The sequence below is a fragment of the Streptomyces sp. NPDC047002 genome, assembly GCF_040704505.1.
Classification (GTDB): Bacteria; Actinomycetota; Actinomycetes; order Streptomycetales; family Streptomycetaceae; genus Streptomyces.
The window spans coordinates 26,517-44,799 of the sequence record NZ_JBEYWC010000007.1; the positions used below are offsets into that span (position 1 = coordinate 26,517).

The 18,283-nt window shown below is 74.5% G+C and carries 16 protein-coding genes; 9 read left to right on the top strand and 7 right to left on the bottom strand.

Going from position 1 to position 18,283, the window contains the following annotated elements; all coding sequences use genetic code 11:
* Nucleotides 1-122: 122 nt before the first annotated feature.
* Nucleotides 123-1,394 carry a 3-oxo-tetronate kinase gene (gene otnK, locus AB0910_RS09260; RefSeq protein WP_366743915.1) on the top strand — a complete coding sequence of 424 codons (1,272 nt, stop codon included), beginning with the start codon at nt 123-125 and terminating at the stop codon, nt 1,392-1,394.
* On the top strand, nt 1,391-2,029 hold the full coding sequence (locus AB0910_RS09265) for a class II aldolase/adducin family protein (RefSeq protein WP_366743916.1): 639 nt from the start codon (nt 1,391-1,393) through the stop codon (nt 2,027-2,029). Before otnK ends, AB0910_RS09265 begins: the two co-directional genes overlap by 4 nt.
* Nucleotides 2,030-2,164: 135 nt before the next feature.
* On the opposite strand, the gene greA is transcribed toward AB0910_RS09265, so the two are convergent.
* Nucleotides 2,165-2,662, bottom strand: coding sequence for a transcription elongation factor GreA (gene greA, locus AB0910_RS09270; protein ID WP_345646899.1), 498 nt, complete (start codon nt 2,660-2,662; stop codon nt 2,165-2,167).
* A 216-nt stretch (nt 2,663-2,878) separates the two neighbouring features.
* On the bottom strand, nt 2,879-3,280 hold the full coding sequence (locus AB0910_RS09275) for a DUF4307 domain-containing protein (protein ID WP_366743917.1): 402 nt from the start codon (nt 3,278-3,280) through the stop codon (nt 2,879-2,881).
* 101 nt (nt 3,281-3,381) lie between these two features.
* Here AB0910_RS09275 and mca point away from each other — a divergent pair, with 101 nt between their 5' ends.
* The 3 genes from mca to AB0910_RS09290 all read left to right on the top strand — a co-directional run bounded on the left by mca (nt 3,382) and on the right by AB0910_RS09290 (nt 5,825).
* Entirely contained in the window at nt 3,382-4,263 is an 882-nt protein-coding gene (mca, locus tag AB0910_RS09280; RefSeq protein WP_366743918.1) for a mycothiol conjugate amidase Mca, read from the top strand.
* The gene (locus AB0910_RS09285) at nt 4,256-4,543 is read left to right on the top strand and encodes a hypothetical protein (RefSeq protein WP_366743919.1); all 288 of its coding nucleotides are present in this window, start codon (nt 4,256-4,258) and stop codon (nt 4,541-4,543) included. The genes mca and AB0910_RS09285 overlap by 8 nt, the downstream gene beginning before the upstream one ends.
* A gap of 454 nt (nt 4,544-4,997) precedes the next feature.
* The gene (locus tag AB0910_RS09290; RefSeq protein ID WP_366743920.1) at nt 4,998-5,825 is read left to right on the top strand and encodes an alpha/beta hydrolase; all 828 of its coding nucleotides are present in this window, start codon (nt 4,998-5,000) and stop codon (nt 5,823-5,825) included.
* A 136-nt stretch (nt 5,826-5,961) separates the two neighbouring features.
* Here the strand turns inward: AB0910_RS09290 and AB0910_RS09295 are convergent, their stop codons facing one another.
* The 4 genes from AB0910_RS09295 to AB0910_RS09310 all read right to left on the bottom strand — a co-directional run bounded on the left by AB0910_RS09295 (nt 5,962) and on the right by AB0910_RS09310 (nt 12,371).
* Complete coding sequence (locus tag AB0910_RS09295) at nt 5,962-9,240, bottom strand: tetratricopeptide repeat protein (protein ID WP_366743921.1); 3,279 nt, start codon at nt 9,238-9,240, stop codon at nt 5,962-5,964.
* Nucleotides 9,241-9,408: 168 nt separating this feature from the next.
* Complete coding sequence (locus AB0910_RS09300) at nt 9,409-10,107, bottom strand: cyclase family protein (RefSeq protein WP_366743922.1); 699 nt, start codon at nt 10,105-10,107, stop codon at nt 9,409-9,411.
* Nucleotides 10,104-11,444, bottom strand: coding sequence for an MFS transporter (locus AB0910_RS09305; protein WP_366743923.1), 1,341 nt, complete (start codon nt 11,442-11,444; stop codon nt 10,104-10,106). Before AB0910_RS09305 ends, AB0910_RS09300 begins: the two co-directional genes overlap by 4 nt.
* Nucleotides 11,445-11,657: 213 nt before the next feature.
* A complete protein-coding gene (locus AB0910_RS09310; protein WP_366743924.1) occupies nt 11,658-12,371 on the bottom strand; it encodes a GntR family transcriptional regulator in 714 nt (237 codons plus the stop codon).
* 228 nt (nt 12,372-12,599) lie between these two features.
* On the opposite strand from AB0910_RS09310, the gene AB0910_RS09315 reads away from it, so the two are divergent.
* The 4 genes from AB0910_RS09315 (at nt 12,600) to AB0910_RS09330 (ending at nt 17,076) form a co-directional block, all read left to right on the top strand.
* Nucleotides 12,600-13,997, top strand: a complete 1,398-nt coding sequence (locus AB0910_RS09315; RefSeq protein ID WP_366743925.1) for an MFS transporter — start codon at nt 12,600-12,602, stop codon at nt 13,995-13,997.
* On the top strand, nt 13,994-15,046 hold the full coding sequence (locus AB0910_RS09320) for an L-idonate 5-dehydrogenase (RefSeq protein ID WP_366743926.1): 1,053 nt from the start codon (nt 13,994-13,996) through the stop codon (nt 15,044-15,046). Before AB0910_RS09315 ends, AB0910_RS09320 begins: the two co-directional genes overlap by 4 nt.
* Nucleotides 15,047-15,054: 8 nt before the next feature.
* Entirely contained in the window at nt 15,055-15,900 is an 846-nt protein-coding gene (locus AB0910_RS09325) for a PP2C family protein-serine/threonine phosphatase (RefSeq protein WP_366743927.1), read from the top strand.
* Nucleotides 15,901-15,981: 81 nt separating this feature from the next.
* On the top strand, nt 15,982-17,076 hold the full coding sequence (locus AB0910_RS09330) for an MASE1 domain-containing protein (RefSeq protein WP_366743928.1): 1,095 nt from the start codon (nt 15,982-15,984) through the stop codon (nt 17,074-17,076).
* Nucleotides 17,077-17,086: 10 nt separating this feature from the next.
* On the opposite strand, the gene AB0910_RS09335 is transcribed toward AB0910_RS09330, so the two are convergent.
* The gene (locus AB0910_RS09335) at nt 17,087-18,271 is read right to left on the bottom strand and encodes a thiolase family protein (protein WP_366743929.1); all 1,185 of its coding nucleotides are present in this window, start codon (nt 18,269-18,271) and stop codon (nt 17,087-17,089) included.
* Nucleotides 18,272-18,283: the final 12 nt, after the last annotated feature.

An 18,283-nucleotide genomic window follows, 5' to 3' on the forward strand; every position in this document is an offset into this window, starting at 1 on the left:
CAAACTAAACACTTCTTCACGCTTGCGTCAACAGTGTTAACATAGTTTCACATCCGGGTGGTGTGGGGGCCCTGCTCCGCCCAAGGAGGACGACACCCACCGGTGACCGATCAGGAGGACCGATGCCACACCTCGGGGCGATCGCGGACGACTTCACGGGAGCGACGGACCTTGCCACCATGCTCGTCGCCCGCGGCTTCAGGACCGTCGTCGCGGTCGGCGTCCCGGGCGAGGGGCCGCGGGCGGCGGCCGTGCCCGCAGAGGCGGACGCCGTCGTCGTGGCGCTCAAGTCACGCACCGCGCCCACCGGGCAGGCCGTGGCCGACTCGGTCGCCGCCCTGCGCGCGCTGCGCGCCGCCGGATGCGAGCGCTTCTACTTCAAATACTGCTCGACCTTCGACTCCACCCCGCGGGGCAACATCGGCCCCGTCGCCGACGCGCTGCTCGACGAGCTCGGCGCGCCGGGCACCGTGGTGGTCCCCGCCTTCCCCGCGACCGGCCGCACCGTCTACCGGGCCCGCCTCTTCGTCCACGACGACCTGCTCGACGAGAGCCCGATGCGCGACCACCCGCTGACCCCGATGCGCGACTCCCACCTCGGCAGGCTGCTCGCGCCGCAGACCGTACGAGCGGTGCACCGGGTGCCGCACGAGACGGTGCGCGCCGGGTCGGGCGCCGTGCGCGCGGCGCTCGACGCCCCGCAGGCGCGCGCCGCCCTCACCGTCGTCGACGCCACCACCGACGACGACCTGAGGACCATCGCGGCGGCCACCGCCCACCTGCCGCTCGTCACCGGCGCCGCCGGGCTCGCGCTCGGCCTCACGGGACCGCGCGGCGACCAGGAGTCGGCCCGCGCCCGGGCGAGCGGCCGCGGCCCCGCGGCGATCCTGTCGGGCAGCGCGTCCGCCGCCACCCGCGCGCAGGTCGGGCACGCCAGGCGGGCGCTGCCGTCCCGCGCGCTCGACCCCGAGGCGCTCGCCGCCGACCTCGAAGGCGCGGTGGCCGGGCTGGTCGCGTTCGCGACCGGCTGCTGGCGCGACGACCCGGGACGGCCGCCCCTGATCTACGCCACGGGCGAGGAGACCGCGGTGCCCGGCACCGCGGACCCCGGGGCCGCGCAGCGCGTGGAGACGGCCCTCGCGCGCTGCGCCGCGGCCCTGGTCGCCGCGGGCGCCCGCCACCTGCTGGTGGCGGGGGGCGAGACCTCGGGCGCCGTCGTCACGGCGCTCGGCGCGCGCACCCTGCGCATCGGCGCGCCGATCGCGCCCGGCGTCGCCTGGGCCCATACCGAGGCCGCTCCCGACGGGTCCCCGCACCCGGTCGACCTGGCGCTGAAGTCGGGGAACTTCGGCGGCACCGACCTGTTCACCACGGCGTGGGGAGCGCTTTCATGAGCACGCAGCGGCAGGACCTCGTCGCCGCAGGCGCCCGGCTGACCCGGCTCGGTCTGAGCCCCGGCGCCTCGGGCAACCTCAGCGTCCGCACCGGCGACCGGGTGCTGATCACCCCCACAGGGGCCGAGCTCGGCGCTCTCGACCCCGACGCCCTCGCGGTCCTCGACCTCGACGGCGGCCACCTGGAGGGGCCGCGGCCGTCGAAGGAGTTCCCGCTGCACACGGCCTTCTACCGGCGCCACCCCGACACCGCGGCCGTCGTGCACCTGCACTCCCGCAGCGCGACCGCCGTCAGCTGCGGGCCCGCCTGGTCGAAGCGGAGCGCCGTGCCGCCGCTGACGCCGTACTTCGTGATGCGCGTGGGCCAGACGCCGCTCGTCCCGTACGCGGCCCCGGGCGACCCCGGCCAGGCCGCGGCCATCGAGGCGATGCCCCTGGCGTTCCGCGCCGTCCTGCTCGCCAACCACGGCCCGGTCACGTCCGGCCGCGACCTGGCGGCCGCGGTCGACGCGGCGATCGAGCTCGAAGAGGTCTGCACCCTACTGCTGCTCCTGCCCGAGGGTGGGCGGCGCCTCCTCGCGCCCCCGCAGATAGCCGAGCTGACCGCGCGCTACGGCTCCGACTGGGACCTGTGAGCCGCTTCGGGACGGCCGTGCGAGCGCTCCGCGACCTCCCGGTCGCGCCCCGTACACGCCAAGGGCCGTACGGCACCGGTCGACCGGTGCCGTACGGCCCTTGGCGGTGGAGCGTGGAGCGTCGCGCAGGCGGCGTCAGCCGGAGTACGGCTTCGCGGCGAGGATCCGCACCGTGGCCGTCTTGCCGTTCGGCAGCTCGTACTGCGCGTCCTCGCCGACCTTCTTGCCGTTCACACCGGAGCCGAGCGGCGACTGCGGCGAGTACGTCTCGATGTCGGCGCTCGCGTACTCGCGGGACGCCATCAGGAAGGTGAGCGTGTCGTCCTCGTCGCCGTCGAAGGCGATCGTCACGACCATGCCGGGCTCCACGACGCCGTCGTCGGCGGGCGCCTCACCGACCTTGGCGTGCTCGAGGAGCTGGGTCAGCTGGCGCACGCGGAGCTCCTGCTTGCCCTGCTCCTCCTTGGCCGCGTGGTACCCGCCGTTCTCCCGCAGGTCCCCCTCCTCGCGCGCAGCCTCGATCTTCTTGGCGATCTCGGTGCGGGCGGGACCAGACAGGTATTCCAGCTCTGCCTTGAGCTGGTTGTACGCCTCCTGGGTGAGCCAGGTGACGTTCTCGCTGGTCTGGGTCACAGGTGCTCCTCGTAGGTACTGGGAATACAAATGAACGCCCTACCAGTAAGGATGGGGCCTTCCCGGTCGGGCGAAACCACGAGCCTAACAATTTCCGGGCCGAACCGGGAACGCAAAAGCCGCCCGACCGGCATCGCCGCAGGTCGGGCCGGTGTTTCGGCGGGCTGCGCGGGCGGGCGCGGCAGGCGGGCGCCCGGCGCACTCCCGGCGGACGCCCTAGCTGTCGGAGCAGCCCACGAGTTCTGCGGCGGTCGCCCTGCCCGTGGTGCGGAGCGTGACGACCTCGTCGATCTGCGTCCTGTGCTGGTCGTAGCGGACCGTCTTGCGGCCGACCTCGTCGTGGTCGGTGTCGAGCGCGCGGACCGTGCAGCTGCCCGTGGTGGTGTCGCCCTTGCGCACTTCCAGGTGGATGCGCATCGCGGACGCGTCGACCGCCTCGTACGAGATGACCTGGCCCGACACGCTCCGGTCGGTGAGGCTGTGGAAGCCGTAGTAGCCGATGCCCAGCACCGCGAGGACGCCGAGCACCGCGCCGATGGTCTTCAGCCTGCGGTCCGCACGCTCGTCCGCCGAGCGGCCGTAGCGGCCCGCGGGGGCCTGCGTACCTGCCTGGGCCATGGTCCGTCCTCTCGCGGCGGGCGCCGATGCCGGAATTTTCGCCCCCCGGTATCCGTCACTATAGAAGCCGCCCTTTGCGACGAATCACTGAGGATCGAGTCTTGACTGAGCAGCTGCGACTGATGGCCGTTCACGCCCACCCCGACGACGAGTCGAGCAAGGGCGCGGCCACGATGGCCAAGTACGTCTCCGAGGGGGTGGACGTGGTTGTCGTGACCTGCACGGGCGGCGAGCGCGGCGACATCCTCAACCCGAAGCTCCAGGGGGACGCGTACATCGAGGAGCACATCCACGAGGTGCGCAAGCGCGAGATGGACGAGGCGCGGGAGATCCTCGGCATCAAGCAGGAGTGGCTCGGCTACGTGGACTCCGGGCTGCCCGAGGGCGATCCGCTGCCGCCGCTGCCCGAGGGCTGCTTCGGCCTCGCGGACGTGGACGAGGCGGCGGGCCGGCTGGTGCGGCTCATCCGCTCCTTCCGCCCGCAGGTCGTCACCACGTACGACGAGAACGGCGGTTATCCGCACCCCGACCACATCATGACGCACACGATCTCGATGGTCGCCTTCGAGCACGCCGCGGACACCGTGAAGTACCCCGAGGCCGAGTTCGGCCCCGCGTACCAGCCGCAGAAGCTCTACTACAACCAGGGCTTCAACCGCGCCCGCACGGTCGCGCTGCACGAGGCGCTGCTCGCGCGCGGCCTGGAGTCGCCGTACGGGGAGTGGCTGGAGCGCTGGGACAAGAGCGACCGCCCCGAGCGGACGCTCACCACGCACGTGCCGTGCGCCGACTTCTTCGAGATCCGCGACAAGGCGCTGCTCGCGCACGCCACGCAGATCGACCCGGACGGCGGCTGGTTCCGCGTCCCGCTCGACCTCCAGCGGGAGGTCTGGCCGACCGAGGAGTACGAGCTCGCGCGGTCGCTGGTGGACACATCCATCCCCGAGGACGACCTCTTCGCGGGCATCCGCGACAATGCATGACATGGATGCGACTCACGCAGTGACGAACATGGTCACGCTCGCCGAGGTCAACGAGAACAAGGTGACCCCCGGCCTGCTGGGGTTCGTCGTCTTCGCGGTGCTGGCGCTCGGTGTCTGGCTGCTGATGAAGTCGATGCACCGGCACATGGGCCGGGTGGACTTCACCGAGGAGCCCGCGCAGGCCCCCGGCGGGAAGGCGGCCGCCCCCGCGCGCGGGACGGCTCCCGCGCAGCGCACGGCTCAGGGCACGGGCGCGGGGAAGGCCCCCTCGGACCAGTAGGCGCGAGGGGCGGTCCGCCGTGTTCCTGCGGCCCGCCCCGCCCGCGCTCCCGGCGCCCCCGCCCGCCCGGGGGCGCCGTCCTGTGCTGTCCGGGCCCGGTGCGCGGGCGCGCACGGTGAGGCGCCCCCGACCGGCCGTGACCGGTCCCGCGTGGCCCGTGGCGCGGGCGTGGTGAGGAGGCGGACCGCAGGCCAACCGGGCGCCGAGTCAGGCGAGTTGAGGCGTCGGCGAGCCGCGGCCTGCGACCGCGCGCCGCCCGAACTGCCGGATATGTCCCCGGCGGGTACTGTCGGTGGGACGAGGTGCTCGCGCGCATCCAGGACGCCCCGCTGCCGACCGACTCCGCTTCGCCTTTCCGTGCGTCCGCCGCCGGCCCGTGGCATGAGAACCGCGTTCCGCCCGGGCACCGGGCTCCGCCCATGCGGAGCCGTCCCCGGCACCGAAAGGAACGACCATGCCCTTCGCCACCGCTGCCGACGGTACGCAGATCTTCTACAAGGACTGGGGGTCGGGGCAGCCCGTCGTCTTCTCGCACGGCTGGCCGCTCACCGCCGACGCCTGGGACGCCCAGCTCAAGGCGGTGGCCGACAACGGGTTCCGCGCCGTCGCCCACGACCGGCGCGGCGGCGGGCGCTCGGGCCAGACCTGGGAGGGCAACGACCTCGACACGTACGCGGACGACCTGTCCGCCGTCATCGAGGCGCTCGACCTGCGCGACGCCGTCCTCGTCGGCCACTCGACCGGCGGCGGAGAGGTCACGCGCTACATCGGCCGCCACGGCACGGGCCGGGTCGCGGGGGCCGTCCTGCTCGCCGCGATCCCGCCGCTCATGCTGAAGACCGAGGCCAACCCCGAGGGCCTGCCCATCGAGGTCTTCGACGAGATACGCCAGGGGATCCTCAAGGACCGCTCCCAGTTCTACCGGGACCTGAGCGCGCCCTTCTACGGCGCCAACCGCGACGGGTCCGCCGTGACGCAGGGCATCAGGGACCAGTTCTGGCTGTGGTCCATGACGGTCGGGATCAAGGGCGCCTACGACTGCGTGAAGGCGTTCTCCGAGACCGACCTCACCGAGGACCTGCGGACGTTCGACGTGCCGACGCTGATCGCCCACGGCGACGACGACCAGATCGTGCCCATTGTGGCGGCCGGCGAGAAGTCGTCGAAGCTGGTGCGGGGAGCGACCTACCGGGTCTACCAGGGCGCACCCCACGGGCTCGCGATGGTGCCGGGGTTCGCCGAGGCATTCAACGCCGACCTGCTCGACTTCGCGCGCGGCTGAGGCGCGGGGACCGGGCGGTCAGGCCCGGTCCCCGGGGCCTCTCGTTCGGATCATGCCGGGCTCGCGTGCCCCGGTGCCTCGCCCAGCCTCCGGCCGGGGGCACCCCCAGGCACCGGACCCCGCTGCCTGATCCGGCCTAATCCAAACGAAAGGCCCTCGCCGTCTCCACCCCCATCACCTCCTGCGCGTGCCGCCCCGGCACGAGCCCCAGTGACCAGGCGCGCCAGCCGTCCTCAAGAGCCGTGCCCCTGGCCAGCATCACGGCGAGCGCCTCGGCGCACTCGTCCAGCTTCTGGTCGCGCAACGCGTGGTGCTCGGCGGCCAGTTCGGCCAGCTCCTGCTCGGCGACCGCCGTGCCGACCTCCGTGCCGCCGGGCGACGCGTACGGCAGCAGCGTGCAGCGCAGGAAGCGCGACCAGTCGGCGCCCCGCCGGTCGCCGTACGCACCGAACAGCTCCGTCGCCTCGTCGCACAGGGCGAGCGCCTGCGCCGCCCGGTTGTTGCCCGCGTCCACGATCGCCAGCTCCACGCACGCCCACCCCTCGCCGTAGGCGACACCGGCCCTGCGGAAGTCGGCGCGCGCGTCCGCGAGGAGCTGCCGCGCGAAGCCGGAGTTGCGCAGGTTGCCGGTGCGCGCCGCGCGCTGGTCGCGGGAGACGCGGCCCAGGTGGTGGCGCGCGCAGCCGAGCCCGTACACGTCCCGCATGCGGGAGAACATCGTGCGGGCGCGCTCCAGTTCGCGCACCGCCTGGTCGCGGTCGCCCGCGTCTTCGAGCGCCTGGCCGAGGTAGTACAGCGTCCACGCCTCGCCGCGTGCGTCCTCGTTGTCCCGGTGGCGGGCGAGCGCCCCGCGCAGGTCCTCCGCCGCGTCGGCGGGCTCGCCCGCCATCAGGCGCGTACGGGCCAGCTGCGTCAGCGCCCACGCCTCGCCGCGCGCATCCCCGGTGCGTCCGTACAGGTCGAGCGCGAGCCGCAGCGACTCCTCGGCGCCCGCGGGCTCGTCGAGCCGCAGCAGCACCTGCCCCAGCTGGAAGTGGGCCCATGCCTCGCCGTGCACCGAGCCGTTGGCGCCGTGCAGTTCGAGCGCCTCCTTCAGCATCTCCAGCGCCTCGCGCACCCGGCCGCGGTCGCGTTCCACCGCGGCCAGCGCGTGCAGCGTCCACGCGCGGTCGCCGGCGAGCGGCTCGGGCTCCTGGAGCGCGAGCGCCTCCCGCAGCTTCGCTGCGGCGCCCGCCACATCGCCCTGGTGGTGCAGGGTGATGCCGAGCGAGCACAGCGCGAGCGCCTCGCCCGCGGCCTGCTCGGCCTCCCGGTAGAGCTCCACCACGGACGTCAGCGTCGTGCGTGCCGTGTCCAGGTCGCCGACCTGGCGCGCCGCGATGCCCGTACGCCACTGCACGGAGCGCACCAGCAGGCCCTGGCCCACGGCGTGCGCCAACTCGTTGATCTCGCCGAGCCGGTAGAGGTCGCCGCGCAGCAGGCAGTAGTCGCACAGCGCGCCGAGCAGCCCCAGCACGGCCTGCTGGTCGACGCCCTCGGCCTGGCGCAGCGCCGCCGTGATGAAGCTCGACTCCTCGTCGAGCCAGCGCAGCGCCGCGTCGGGCGAGGCGAAGCCGTGCGCGTCCGCCGTGGTGCGGAACAGGTCGGCGCGCGTCGACATGTTGCCGTCGACCAGCCGGATCACGGTGTCGGCGAGCTCGCTGTAGTTCCTGATCAGCCGCTCCTGCGCGGCCGTGCGGTCCTCGGCGCCCTCCTCGTCGAGCAGCCGGGCGAGCGCGAAGCCGCGCACCACGTCGTGCAGCCGGTAACGGCGGCCCCGCACATGGTCGATGAGCCCGGCGGCCGCCAGCGCCTTCAGCAGCCGCTGCGCCTCCTGCTCGCCCGTCGCGAGCAGCGCGGCGGCCGCCGAGGCGCCGAGCGACGCGCGGCCCGCGAGCGCGAGCCGTCGCAGCAGGCGCCGGGCGGGGCCGTCCTGGTCCGTGTAGCGCAGCCACAGCGCGCGCTCGACCGGCGGCACCGGGCCGTACGCGGCGAGGTCCTCGGCGAGCCGGGCGGCGGAGCGCGCGCCGAGCGCGGAGCCCGCGACACGCAGGGCGAGCGGCAGCCCGCCGCACAGCCCGGCGATCCGGTCGACCGACGGCGCGTCGTACACCTCGCCTGCGGGCGCGGGTGCCCCCGCCTCCTGCTCGGCGGCGGCAGCGGCGGCCGCCTCGCGCAGCAGCTCCTCGGCGCCCGCCGCGTCCAGCTGCGCCACCGGCAGCCGGTGCACCCAGGCGCCCAGGTCGTCGGGGAACGCCAGGTCCTGGCGCGACGTCACCAGGATGAGGCTGTCGGAGCGTTCCGGCACCAGCGGCAGCACCTGCGCCGCGTCGGACGCGTCGTCGAGCACGATCACCACGGGCAGCCGCGCGAGGTGCCTGTGGTACAGCTCGGTGAGGCGCCGCACCTGCTGCTCGTGCGACGACGAGTCGCGGAACAGCAGTTGCTCCTTGGGCGCGCCGAGCCGGTTCAGCAGGTGCAGCAGCGCGTCCCGGGTGGACAGCGGGGTGAGCGGCGCTGCGGCCGGGTGCTCCGTGCCGCCGCCGCGCATGTCGACCACGCACGCGCCCCTGAACTCGTCGCGCAGCTCGTGGGTGGCGCGCACCGCGAGCGTCGTGCGTCCGGAGCCCGGCTCGCCGTGCAGCACCACCACCGTGGGCCGGGTCTCGGTGGCGGCGCGCGCCGCGTGCACCCACTGCGCGAGCTGCGCCACCTCGCGCCGCCGCCCCGCGAACGGGCCCGCCGCCTCCGGGAGATGGCCGAAGGACTGTTCCAGCAGCGAGCGCCGCCTGGCCGCCGCGCTGCGGTCCTGGCCGCGCAGCGAGCCCACCTGCGCGGAGCGCCCGCGCGTCTCGCGGCTCGTCGCCGACCTGGCGACCCGCTGCCGGTCGAGGAACGGCCGGATGCCGCGCACGTCGAGCGCGCCGAGCCAGGCCAGCCTCAACTGCTCGACCCGCGCCGGGTCCTGTGCGGCGGCGCCCGCCGGCCGCTGCCCCGAGGTCGTCCGCACGACCGTCGTCGCCGCGCCGGCCACGGCCGCGACGGCGCACGCGCCGAGCGCGGTGCCCGCGCCCGTGCCGAACGCGGCGTCCGCGCAGCCGGCCGCGACCGCGGTGACCGCCGTCACCAGCACCGGCGTCGCCACCGCCCCCTTGCCGAACCGCCCGGCGAGCGGGCCCCTGCCCGCCTCCAGGTCCCGCAGGGCCGTCTCGTACGCCCCGTACTCCTCGGCGGCCGCCGCCAGCAGTTCCTCGAAGTGTGCGCGGGCCCGCACGAGCAGCGCGGCGCCGTCGATCCCGCCGCCGGCGCGCCGCACCTCCTCCTCGACAGCCCGCACCAACAGCCGCTCCGCCTCGGCCCGATGGCGCTCCTGCATCTGCGTCCCCCTCCGCGTCCGTGTCGTGTGTGCCAGGCTCCTGCCCGTCCCGCACCCGCGTGAAGCGGCCGCAGGAACACGCGTACGGAACCGCGACCGAACCGCGACAGCCCGGGGCCACGCGGCCGCTCGGCGCGGTGTTCAGGGTGGCGCGCGACGGCGTGTGCGTCAGGTGCGGTACGCGACGGCGCGTACGGGGGAGCCCGAGCCGTCCCGCACGGGCAGGGGCGCCGTGGTGAGCAGGGTCCAGGCGGGCAGCTCGCCGAGGCGGGTGAAGTTCTCGCCGATCAGGACGCCCGCGCCGAGCAGGAGCCGGTGCACGGGGCAGGTCCCTGAGTCGTACGGGTCGGGGGAGGGGGTGTCCACGGCGAGCAGCCGTACCCCGCGGTCGAGCAGCGCCGCGGCCAGCTCTGCCGTGACGTACGGCCACGGCTCCAGATAGCCGGGGGTGTCCCACCGCGCGCTCCAGCCGGTGTCGACCAGGACGCGGTCGCCGGGGCGCACGGGACCGTGCGCGGCCTCGAACGCGGCGAGCGCCGCCGGCGCCACCGCCGCCGTGCCCGCCGGGGCGCGCAGGGTCGCGGCGCGGCCGGTGAACGCCCCCGGCGGTGTGTCCGCGATCCCGGCGCCGCCCGGCACGAAGTGCACGGGCGCGTCGAGGTGGGTGCCGGTGTGCTCGCCGAGCGCGATGCGGTGGTGCCTGGAGAGGTCGCCACGGCTGTAGCACTCGACGAGTTCGTGCGCGAAGCGCGGATGGCCGGGCCAGACCTGCATGCCCTCCTGGAGCGGATGGCTGAGGTCGACCGGCGTCAACCTGTCGATGGAGTCGGCGAGTTCCGCCATGCGGCGGGCTTCGTGGCCGGTCATGCGGGGGTGCCCTCCGGTGTGTTGGGGCACGATGAGGCGCCCTTGATCCGCAGCAGTGGTATCAGGGCGAGCAGCGGTCCCGCGACGAGGACGCAGAAGGTGGCGCCCCAGCCCCAGTGGTCGATCAGCCAGCCGGCCGCGGTGGAGACCACCGCGCCGCCGAGTCCTGTCGTGATGCCGATCATCAGGCCCATCGAGGAGCCGGCCTGCGCGGGCGCCGCGTCGATGACCACGGAGTAGATGACCGGGTAGGGCGCGTTGCGGAACAGCCCCCACAGCAGCAGGAGCAGCCACGCCTGCCACGCGGTGTGCACCAGCAGCAGGGGCAGTGTGGTGGCGATCCACCCCGCCACGCACACCACGAGGACCGGGCGCCTGCCGATGTGGTCGGAGAGCGTTCCCCAGGCGATCTGGCCCACCCAGCCGGTCAGGCCGGAGGCGCCAGAGGCGAGCACGGCGGCCCCGGTGCTCATGGTGGTGCGGTCGTGCAGGAACACCACGAGGAAGGTCATCAGCCCCAGTTCGCACCAGAGGAAGCCGAAGTTGACCATGATGGCGCGGCGCACGTCTGCGACCGCGAGCACGTCCCGCAGCAGGCGGAACGGGCTGCGCGCCGCGGCGGGCGCCCGCTCGACCGAGGGCAGCGGCGTGGTCAGGCCCCTGGCCCTGATCCACTCGTAGACCCTCTCCTGGTTGCGCCGGGTGCCCACCCGCACCTGGGCGAGCATGATGGGCAGGCCGATCAGCGGCAGCACCAGGAACGTCGCCTGCCAGCTCATCACGCTCATCAGCGCGGCCACCAGCGCGGGGCCCGCGAACTGCCCCAGCGGGAAGCCGACATGGTGGGTGCCGACCGCGAAGCCGCGGTTCTCCACCTGCCACCACTCGCCGACGATCGCCACGTTGGTGGGTTCGCTGCCGCCGCGGCTGACCCCCATCACGACCCGCATCAGCTGGAAGGCGACCCAGCTCGACGCCAGCAGGAAGGTGAAGGTGCCGCCGATCACCGAGAGCGCCATCGCCGCGGCCCACACCCAGCTGCGCCGGTAGCCGTTGCCGACCACGTCGGAGAGCCAGCCGAACAGCACGGCGCCCGCGACCGTGCTGACGAAGAACACCGAGTTGACGGCGCCCGCCGCGGTGTCGCTCAGCCCGTAGGACGCCTTCACCTGGGGCAGCACCGAGGGCAGGATCGCCGCGTCGAGCGAGGTCATCAGGATCGCGAGCGAGGTGATCAGCAGGGTCCACCAGGAGACGGGGTGGGCCCGGATCGCCCAGCGGCGGCCTGTGCCCGCTCGCGGCTCTGCTGTCCCCACGGTGGGCGGTACGGCGCTCATGGGCCCTCACCTTGCCTTGACGGATGTGTCGACACGGCTCCGCGCCGGTGGGGCGGCCCGCGCGAAGCCGCGGCGGGGAGAGCCGGTGTGCGGTGTGCACGCCAGGCGTCCTCCTGGCGTACCAGCGCTGGTATACAAGCATCGGTCGGACAGGAGGGTCAAGGGTGGTGCGCGCGATCGGCGAGGAGAGGGGGAGCGCGGGAGAGCGGCGGCTCACTCCCAGACGACGACGTTCCGCCGGACCGGGACCGTGCCGGCGTCCGAGGCGAACAGCTCGGGGGAACGGGTCCTGATCTGCTCGATGTCCTCGAAGACCGCCCGCAGGTGCCGGCGCATGGTGGCGCGGGCGCGCTCGACGTCGTGGTCGAGGACCGCCCGGAGGATCTCCTCGTGCTGCCCGGCGAAGACGGCGGGCGAACTGGCCTCGTACAGGCCGAGGCGGCGCGCGCGGTCGAGGTGGCCCTTGGCCGACACGACGGCGGGCCAGGACCCGCCGTGGCCGCTCAGCCGCAGCAGCCCGCGGTGGAACTCCTCGTCGAGCGCGAAGAACTCCTCCACGTCGCCGCCGTGCCGCTGCTGCTGCGCGAGGTTGTCGCGCAGCTCGGCGGCGAGCGCGGGGTCGGGCTCGGCCGGGAGGTCGTCGAGCGCCGCGAGCTCCACCGCCTCCCGCAGGAACTGCGCGTCGGCGACCCGGTCCGGCGCGACGCGCGAGACGAACGACCCGACCTGCGGAAAGACCTGTACGAGCCCCTCCTCGGCGAGCAGGATCAGGCTCTCGCGCACCGGCGTCCTGCTCACCCCGAGCGACGCGGCGAGCTCGTTCTCCGACAGGGCGCTGCCCGGCGGCAGTTCCAGGGTCAGCACCCTGCGCCTGAGGGTCTCGTAGACGACCCGGCGGTTGGTGCGCCGTCTGTCGGATGCGGCCATGCCGTTCACCTTAGTCGACCGCTCCGACGTGCCGGTCCGCCCGTCCCCGGGCCCGTGCCGGGTCCGCGCCCGGCCCTCCGCCGACCTTGACCGACTCATCGACCGATGCTTGTATACCAGCACTGCTATGCCAGCTGGACCGCCATGGCGCCGCCGTACCTGCCGTGGCCGTCCCCGCCGCGGCACGGCGGCCCGGGCGAACGGCACGGACGCGAGGAGGCGCCCACGATGACGCACACCACCCAGGCACCGCCGGGGCCCGCCACCAGGACCACCGGGGACCTGGCCAGGGCCGCCGTGTCCGGATGGCTCGGCACGGCCCTGGAGTTCATGGACTTCCAGCTGTACTCGCTCGCCGCGGCCGTCGTCTTCGACAAGATCTTCTTCCCGGACGTCAGCCCCGCCATCGGCCTGATCGCCGCGATGGCGACCTACGGCGTCGGCTATGTGGCCCGGCTCGCGGGAGCCGTCTACTTCGGCCGCCTCGGCGACCGGATCGGCCGCAGGAAGGTCCTGCTCGTCACGATCGTGCTGATGGGTGCGTCGACCACGCTCATCGGCGCCCTCCCCTCGTACGGCACGATCGGCATCGCCGCGCCCTGCCTGCTCGTCGCGCTCCGCCTCGTCCAGGGCTTCGGCGCGGGCGCGGAGATCGCGGGCGCCACCGCGCTGCTCACCGAGTACGCCCCCGTGCGCCGCCGCGGCCTGATCTCCTCGCTGGTCTCGCTCGGCACCAACTCCGGCACGCTCGCCGCCTCCGGGCTGTGGGCCGTGCTCCTCGGCACGCTCTCCGACGGCCAACTGCTCAGCTGGGGCTGGCGCGTGCCGTTCCTCTCCAGCTTCCTGCTGCTGGTCTTCGCGGTGTGGCTGCGCGCGCGGCTCAAGGAGAGCCCCGTCTTCGAGGAGCGGCCCGACGTGGTCGACGGAGTCGCGCTCTCCCGCAAGGAGTTGGAGGGCGAGGGGGCCGTGGGCGCCGTCGCGGACGGCGCGGCGCGCCGCGCCGTCGAGGCGGGGCTGCGCCAGCGCAAGGGCAGGGCGTTCTTCCTCGCGCTCGGCCTGCGCCTCGGCCAGGCGGGCAACTCGGGGCTCGTGCAGACCTTCCTGGTCGGCTACATCGCCACCAGCGTGGCGGTGAAGGACTCCGTGCCGACCACCGCCATCGTCTACGGCTCGCTGGCCGGCTTCGCCACCGTGCCCCTCGTCGGCATGCTCGGCGACCGCTTCGGCCGCAGGCCCGTCTACCTCGTCGTCACCGCGCTCACCGCGCTCCTCGCGGTGCCGATGATGTACACCGTCGTGCACGGCGGCGCCGTGGCGCTCACCCTCGCGATGGTCGTGGGGCTCAATGTCGGCGTCCTCGGCCTGTTCGCGCTCGAAAGCGTCACCATGGCCGAACTCTTCGGCTCCCGCACCCGGTTCACCCAACTCGCCCTCGCCAAGGAGCTCGGCGGCATCCTGACCACCGCGGCGGGGCCCGTCATCGCGGCCTCGCTGACCGCCGCCACCCACCACTGGTGGCCGATCGCCGCGATGCTCGTCGGCTACTCGCTCATCACGTTCACCGCCACCTGGCTCTCGCCCGAGACGCGCGGGCGCGACCTCGTCCGATGGGAGGACGCGGTATGAAGGCCGTCGTCGTACACGGCGCGGGCGATCTGCGGATCGACCACCTGCCGGACCCGGAGCCGGGCCAAGGCGAGGTCCTCGTCGCCATGGAGTGGGGCGGGATCTGCGGCTCCGACCTCGCCTACTGGCGCCACGGCCGCTCGGGCACCGCCGTCCTCAGCCACCCCATGGTCCTCGGGCACGAGGTCGCGGGCCGCGTCGTACGGCCGGGACCCGGCGCCGAGGGGTACGAGCCGGGCCTGCCGGTCACCGTGCACCCGGCCCGCACCGTCGGCGACGCCGCGCTGCCCGAGCGGATCGCGGGCCGCACCAACCTCCACCCGCACGTCAGGTACTTCGGCTCCGCCGCCTTCGACCCGCACACGGACGGCGGGTTCAGCGAGCTGCGGGCCGTGCCCGCGGGGCAGCTGCGGCCCCTGCCCGCGGGGGTGGGCACCCGCGAGGGCGCGCTCGCCGAACCGCTCGCCGTCGCCCTGCACGCGGTGCGGCGCGCGGGCGACCTGCGCGGCCGCCGCGTCCTCGTCAACGGCGCGGGCCCGATCGGCTCGCTCGTCGTCGCGGCGGCCCGGCTCGCGGGCGCCGCCGGGGTCACCGCGGCGGACCTGGCCGACTCCTCGCTCGCCGTCGCCCGCGCCCTCGGCGCCGACGACCTGCGCAACACCGCGGCGGGCGACGCGCTCCCCGACGACGTCGACGTGGTCTTCGAGGCGTCCGGCGCGCCAGGGGCGCTCGGGCCCGTCCTGCGCGCCACGGCGCGCGGCGGCACCCTCGTCCAGGTGGGCAACCTGCCGGGCGCCGCCGCGCCCGCCGCCCTCGGGGACCTGGTCAGCCGCGAGATCACCTGGATCGGCTCGTACCGCTTCGTGGAGGAGATCACCGAGGCGCTGGACGCCTTGCAGGGCGGGCTCGACCTGTCGCCGCTCGTCACCCACGTCTTCGACCTCGACGACGCGGCGGAGGCGCTCGCCGTGGCGGCCGACCGCTCCACCGGCAGCAGCAAGGTGCTGCTCCGGCTCGGCCCAGAGCAGGGTGCATATAGTAGTAAATGAGGTGATAGATGTATCGCAGTGGGACGGCCGACGACGGCGAGGAGCTGCTCGCCGAGCTCCAGTCGCTGACCACCCAGGCCCGGAAGCTCGCCGAGATGCAGCGCTCCCGCGTCGAGCTCGCGGTGGCGCTGCAGCGGGGCATGCTCCCCAACGAGCTGCCGCAGCCGCCGGGCGTCCGGCTCGCCGTCGGGTACGTGCCCGCCAACCACGGGCTCAACGTCGGCGGCGACTGGTACGACGTCTTCGCCCTGCCGGACGGCCGCGTCGGCATGTCCGTCGGCGACGTGCAGGGGCACAACATCGAGGCCGCCGCCTTCATGGGCCAGGTACGGGTCTGCCTGCGCGCCCTCGCCTCCGTGACAGGGGACCCGGGCGAGCTGCTCGCCCGCACCAACGACCTGCTGGTCTCCCTCGACGCCGACCTCTTCGCCACCTGCACCTTCCTGCTCCTCGACCCGGCACAAGGCACCCTCGACTGCGCAAGGGCCGGCCACATCCCGCATGTCTGGGCGACCGCGGACGGCGCGGCCGGCGTGGACGACGGGGAGGGCGGCCCCCCGCTCGGCGTGCTGCGCGGCGCCGAGTACCCCGTCACCCGGCACCGGATCGCCACGGGCGGCGTCTTCGTCCTGCTCACGGACGGCGTGGTGGAGGGGCCCTCGCTCGTCCTCGAAGAGGGCCTGCGCCAGGTGATGGCGCTCGCCTCGCGCGCCGCGGTCGAGGGCGGCGACATCGACGCCCTCGTGGCCTCGGTGATGCGGCTCGCCGGGACCGTGGGACACGAGGACGACGCCGCCGTCCTCGTCGTCGGCCACGACGGCGGCACCCCGCGTCCCGGCCCGCCGGGGGAGTGAGGCCGGGCCCCGCGCAGGGACCGGCGGCGCGGCACCCGGAAGGGGGCCCTCACCTGGCCCGCGCCGCCCGGCCGGTGTCAGATGGCTGGTGTGTGGCGTACTCGGCAGCTCCGGCCCTCCGTGCAGGCGGTCCTGAGAGTGCTGGCCGTGGCCGCCTGCTACTGCGCGGCGGGCCGGCTCGGCCTGCTCGGCAGGCTCGTCGTCGAGGGCGTGGTCGTCACCCCCATCTGGCCGCCCACCGGCGTCGCCGTCGCCGCGCTGCTGCTGTACGGGATGCGGGTGTGGCCCGGCATCGCGCTCGGGTCGCTGCTCGTCATCGCGTCCCTCACCACCCCCCGGTTGTCCACGCTGATCACCGTGGCCAGCAACACGGCCGCGCCGCTCTGTGCCTTCCTGCTGCTGCGCAGGGTGGGCTTCAGGCTCGACATGTCCCGGCTGCGCGACGGGCTCGCGCTGGTCTTCCTCGCCGGGCTCGGCGCCATGCTGATCAGCTCCACGGCCGGGGTCGGGCTCCAGGCGTGGGCGGGACAGCTCGCCGCCCGCAACTTCTGGCCGGTGTGGCTCGCCTGGTGGGTCGGGGACGCGATGGGCGTCCTGCTCGTCACCCCGCTGCTGCTCGTCGCGGCCCGCGGCAGGCTCAGGATGCGGCGGTGGAAGGAGGCGGTCGGATTCGCCCTCGCGGCCTGCGTCGTCATCCCGGTGACCGTGCTCAGCCCGATGAGCCTGCTGTTCCTGGTCTTCCCGCTGCTGATCTGGGCCGCGCTGCGCTTCCAGCTCACCGGGAGCGTGCTGTGCGCGCTGTTCGCCTCCGTGCTGACCACCTTCGAGGCGAACGCCGGGCGCGGTGCGTTCCTCCACCTCTCCGGCGTCGAGATCATGACCAAGCTCCAGGCGTTCAACGGCACCGCGGCGCTCACCGCCCTGCTGCTGTCCTCCGTCATCGCCGAGCAGCGCACCACCCGCCGCTCGGTGCGGCGCGCCTGCCAGGAACTCGCCGAGCTGCTCGAACACCTCGCGGCCGGCGAACCCACACCGCAGCTGACCACGGGCGACGCCGCCCAGGCCGGCCACGGCGGGCCCCGGGCCGCGGCCCGGGGCGAGGACAGGGCCGCGGCCGGCGGCGAGGACAGGGCCGCGGCCGACGGCGAGGACAGGACGGCGCGGCCCCCGCCGTGACGTCCCGCGCTCACGCCCCCGCGTGCGGATTCTCCAGGACGACGGCGAGGCCCTGGCCCACGCCGATGCAGATCGCGGCCACGCCGTAGCGCTCGCCGCGCTCGCGCAGCACCTTCGCCAGGGTGCCGAGGATCCGGGCGCCCGAAGCGCCGAGGGGGTGGCCGAGAGCGATCGCGCCGCCGTGGACGTTGACGATCTCCGGGTCGATCCGCCACGCGTCGAGGCAGGCGAGCGACTGGACAGCGAACGCCTCGTTGAGCTCGACCGCGCCCACCCGGTTCCAGCCGACACCCGCGCGGGCGAGGGCGCGCTCCGCCGCCGCCACCGGCGCGTACCCGAACCGCTGGGGCTCCAGCGCGCAGGTGCCGCGGCCCGCGATCCTGGCGAGCGGGTCGAGGCCGATCGCGCCCGCGGCCCGCTCGGAGCCGAGCAGCAGCGCGGCCGCGCCGTCGTTGAGCGGGCTCGCGTTGCCCGCCGTGATGGTGCCGTCCTGCCGGAACGCGGGCCTGAGCCCGGCGAGCACCTCGGCCGTGGAGGCCGGGCGGATGCTCTCGTCGCGCGTCAGGTCCGTACCGGGCACGGGGGTGACCAGGTCGTCGTAGAAGCCCGACTCCCAGGCTTCGTGGGCGCGCAGGTGGGAGCGTGCGGCGAAGGCGTCCTGCCGCGCGCGGGAGATCCCGTACCTCTCCTGGAGCTGCTCGTTGGCCTCGCCGAGGGCGACCGTCCACTCCGCGGGCATCCGCGGGTTGACCAGACGCCAGCCGAGCGTCGTCGAGACGGCCGTCACGTCGCCCGCGGGGAAGGACCGCTCGGGCTTGGGCAGCACCCACGGCGCGCGGGTCATCGACTCCACACCGCCCGCGAGCACGATGTCCGCGTCGCCGGTGTCGATCTGCCGGCTCGCCGCCATCGCGGCGTCGAGGCTTGAGCCGCACAGCCGGTTGACCGTCGTGCCGGGGACGCTGACGGGCAGCCCGGCGAGCAGCGCCGCCATGCGCCCCACGTTGCGGTTCTCCTCGCCGGCCCCGTTGGCGTTGCCCCACACCACGTCGTCGACGCGCGCGGGGTCGAGCAGGGGCGCCTTGACCAGCACCGCCGTGATCGCGTGTGCGGCCAGGTCGTCGGGGCGCACGCCCGCGAGCCCGCCGCCGAACCGGCCGAACGGCGTGCGGTCCGCGGCGTAGAGGTACGTCATCCGTGACTCCTT

Bases quoted from the DNA above. Each gene is read 5' to 3' on its own strand.
- AB0910_RS09310 (WP_366743924.1), bottom strand. From the start codon at position 12,371: ATGGCCGCATCCGACAGACGGCGCACCAACCGCCGGGTCGTCTACGAG.
- AB0910_RS09265 (WP_366743916.1), top strand. From the start codon at position 1,391: ATGAGCACGCAGCGGCAGGACCTCGTCGCCGCAGGCGCCCGGCTGACC.
- AB0910_RS09305 (WP_366743923.1), bottom strand. From the start codon at position 11,444: ATGAGCGCCGTACCGCCCACCGTGGGGACAGCAGAGCCGCGAGCGGGC.
- AB0910_RS09325 (WP_366743927.1), top strand. From the start codon at position 15,055: ATGTATCGCAGTGGGACGGCCGACGACGGCGAGGAGCTGCTCGCCGAG.
- AB0910_RS09295 (WP_366743921.1), bottom strand. From the start codon at position 9,240: ATGCAGGAGCGCCATCGGGCCGAGGCGGAGCGGCTGTTGGTGCGGGCT.
- AB0910_RS09300 (WP_366743922.1), bottom strand. From the start codon at position 10,107: ATGACCGGCCACGAAGCCCGCCGCATGGCGGAACTCGCCGACTCCATC.
- AB0910_RS09290 (WP_366743920.1), top strand. From the start codon at position 4,998: ATGCCCTTCGCCACCGCTGCCGACGGTACGCAGATCTTCTACAAGGAC.
- AB0910_RS09275 (WP_366743917.1), bottom strand. From the start codon at position 3,280: ATGGCCCAGGCAGGTACGCAGGCCCCCGCGGGCCGCTACGGCCGCTCG.
- AB0910_RS09315 (WP_366743925.1), top strand. From the start codon at position 12,600: ATGACGCACACCACCCAGGCACCGCCGGGGCCCGCCACCAGGACCACC.
- AB0910_RS09285 (WP_366743919.1), top strand. From the start codon at position 4,256: ATGCATGACATGGATGCGACTCACGCAGTGACGAACATGGTCACGCTC.
- AB0910_RS09320 (WP_366743926.1), top strand. From the start codon at position 13,994: ATGAAGGCCGTCGTCGTACACGGCGCGGGCGATCTGCGGATCGACCAC.
- AB0910_RS09330 (WP_366743928.1), top strand. From the start codon at position 15,982: ATGGCTGGTGTGTGGCGTACTCGGCAGCTCCGGCCCTCCGTGCAGGCG.
- otnK (WP_366743915.1), top strand. From the start codon at position 123: ATGCCACACCTCGGGGCGATCGCGGACGACTTCACGGGAGCGACGGAC.
- AB0910_RS09335 (WP_366743929.1), bottom strand. From the start codon at position 18,271: ATGACGTACCTCTACGCCGCGGACCGCACGCCGTTCGGCCGGTTCGGC.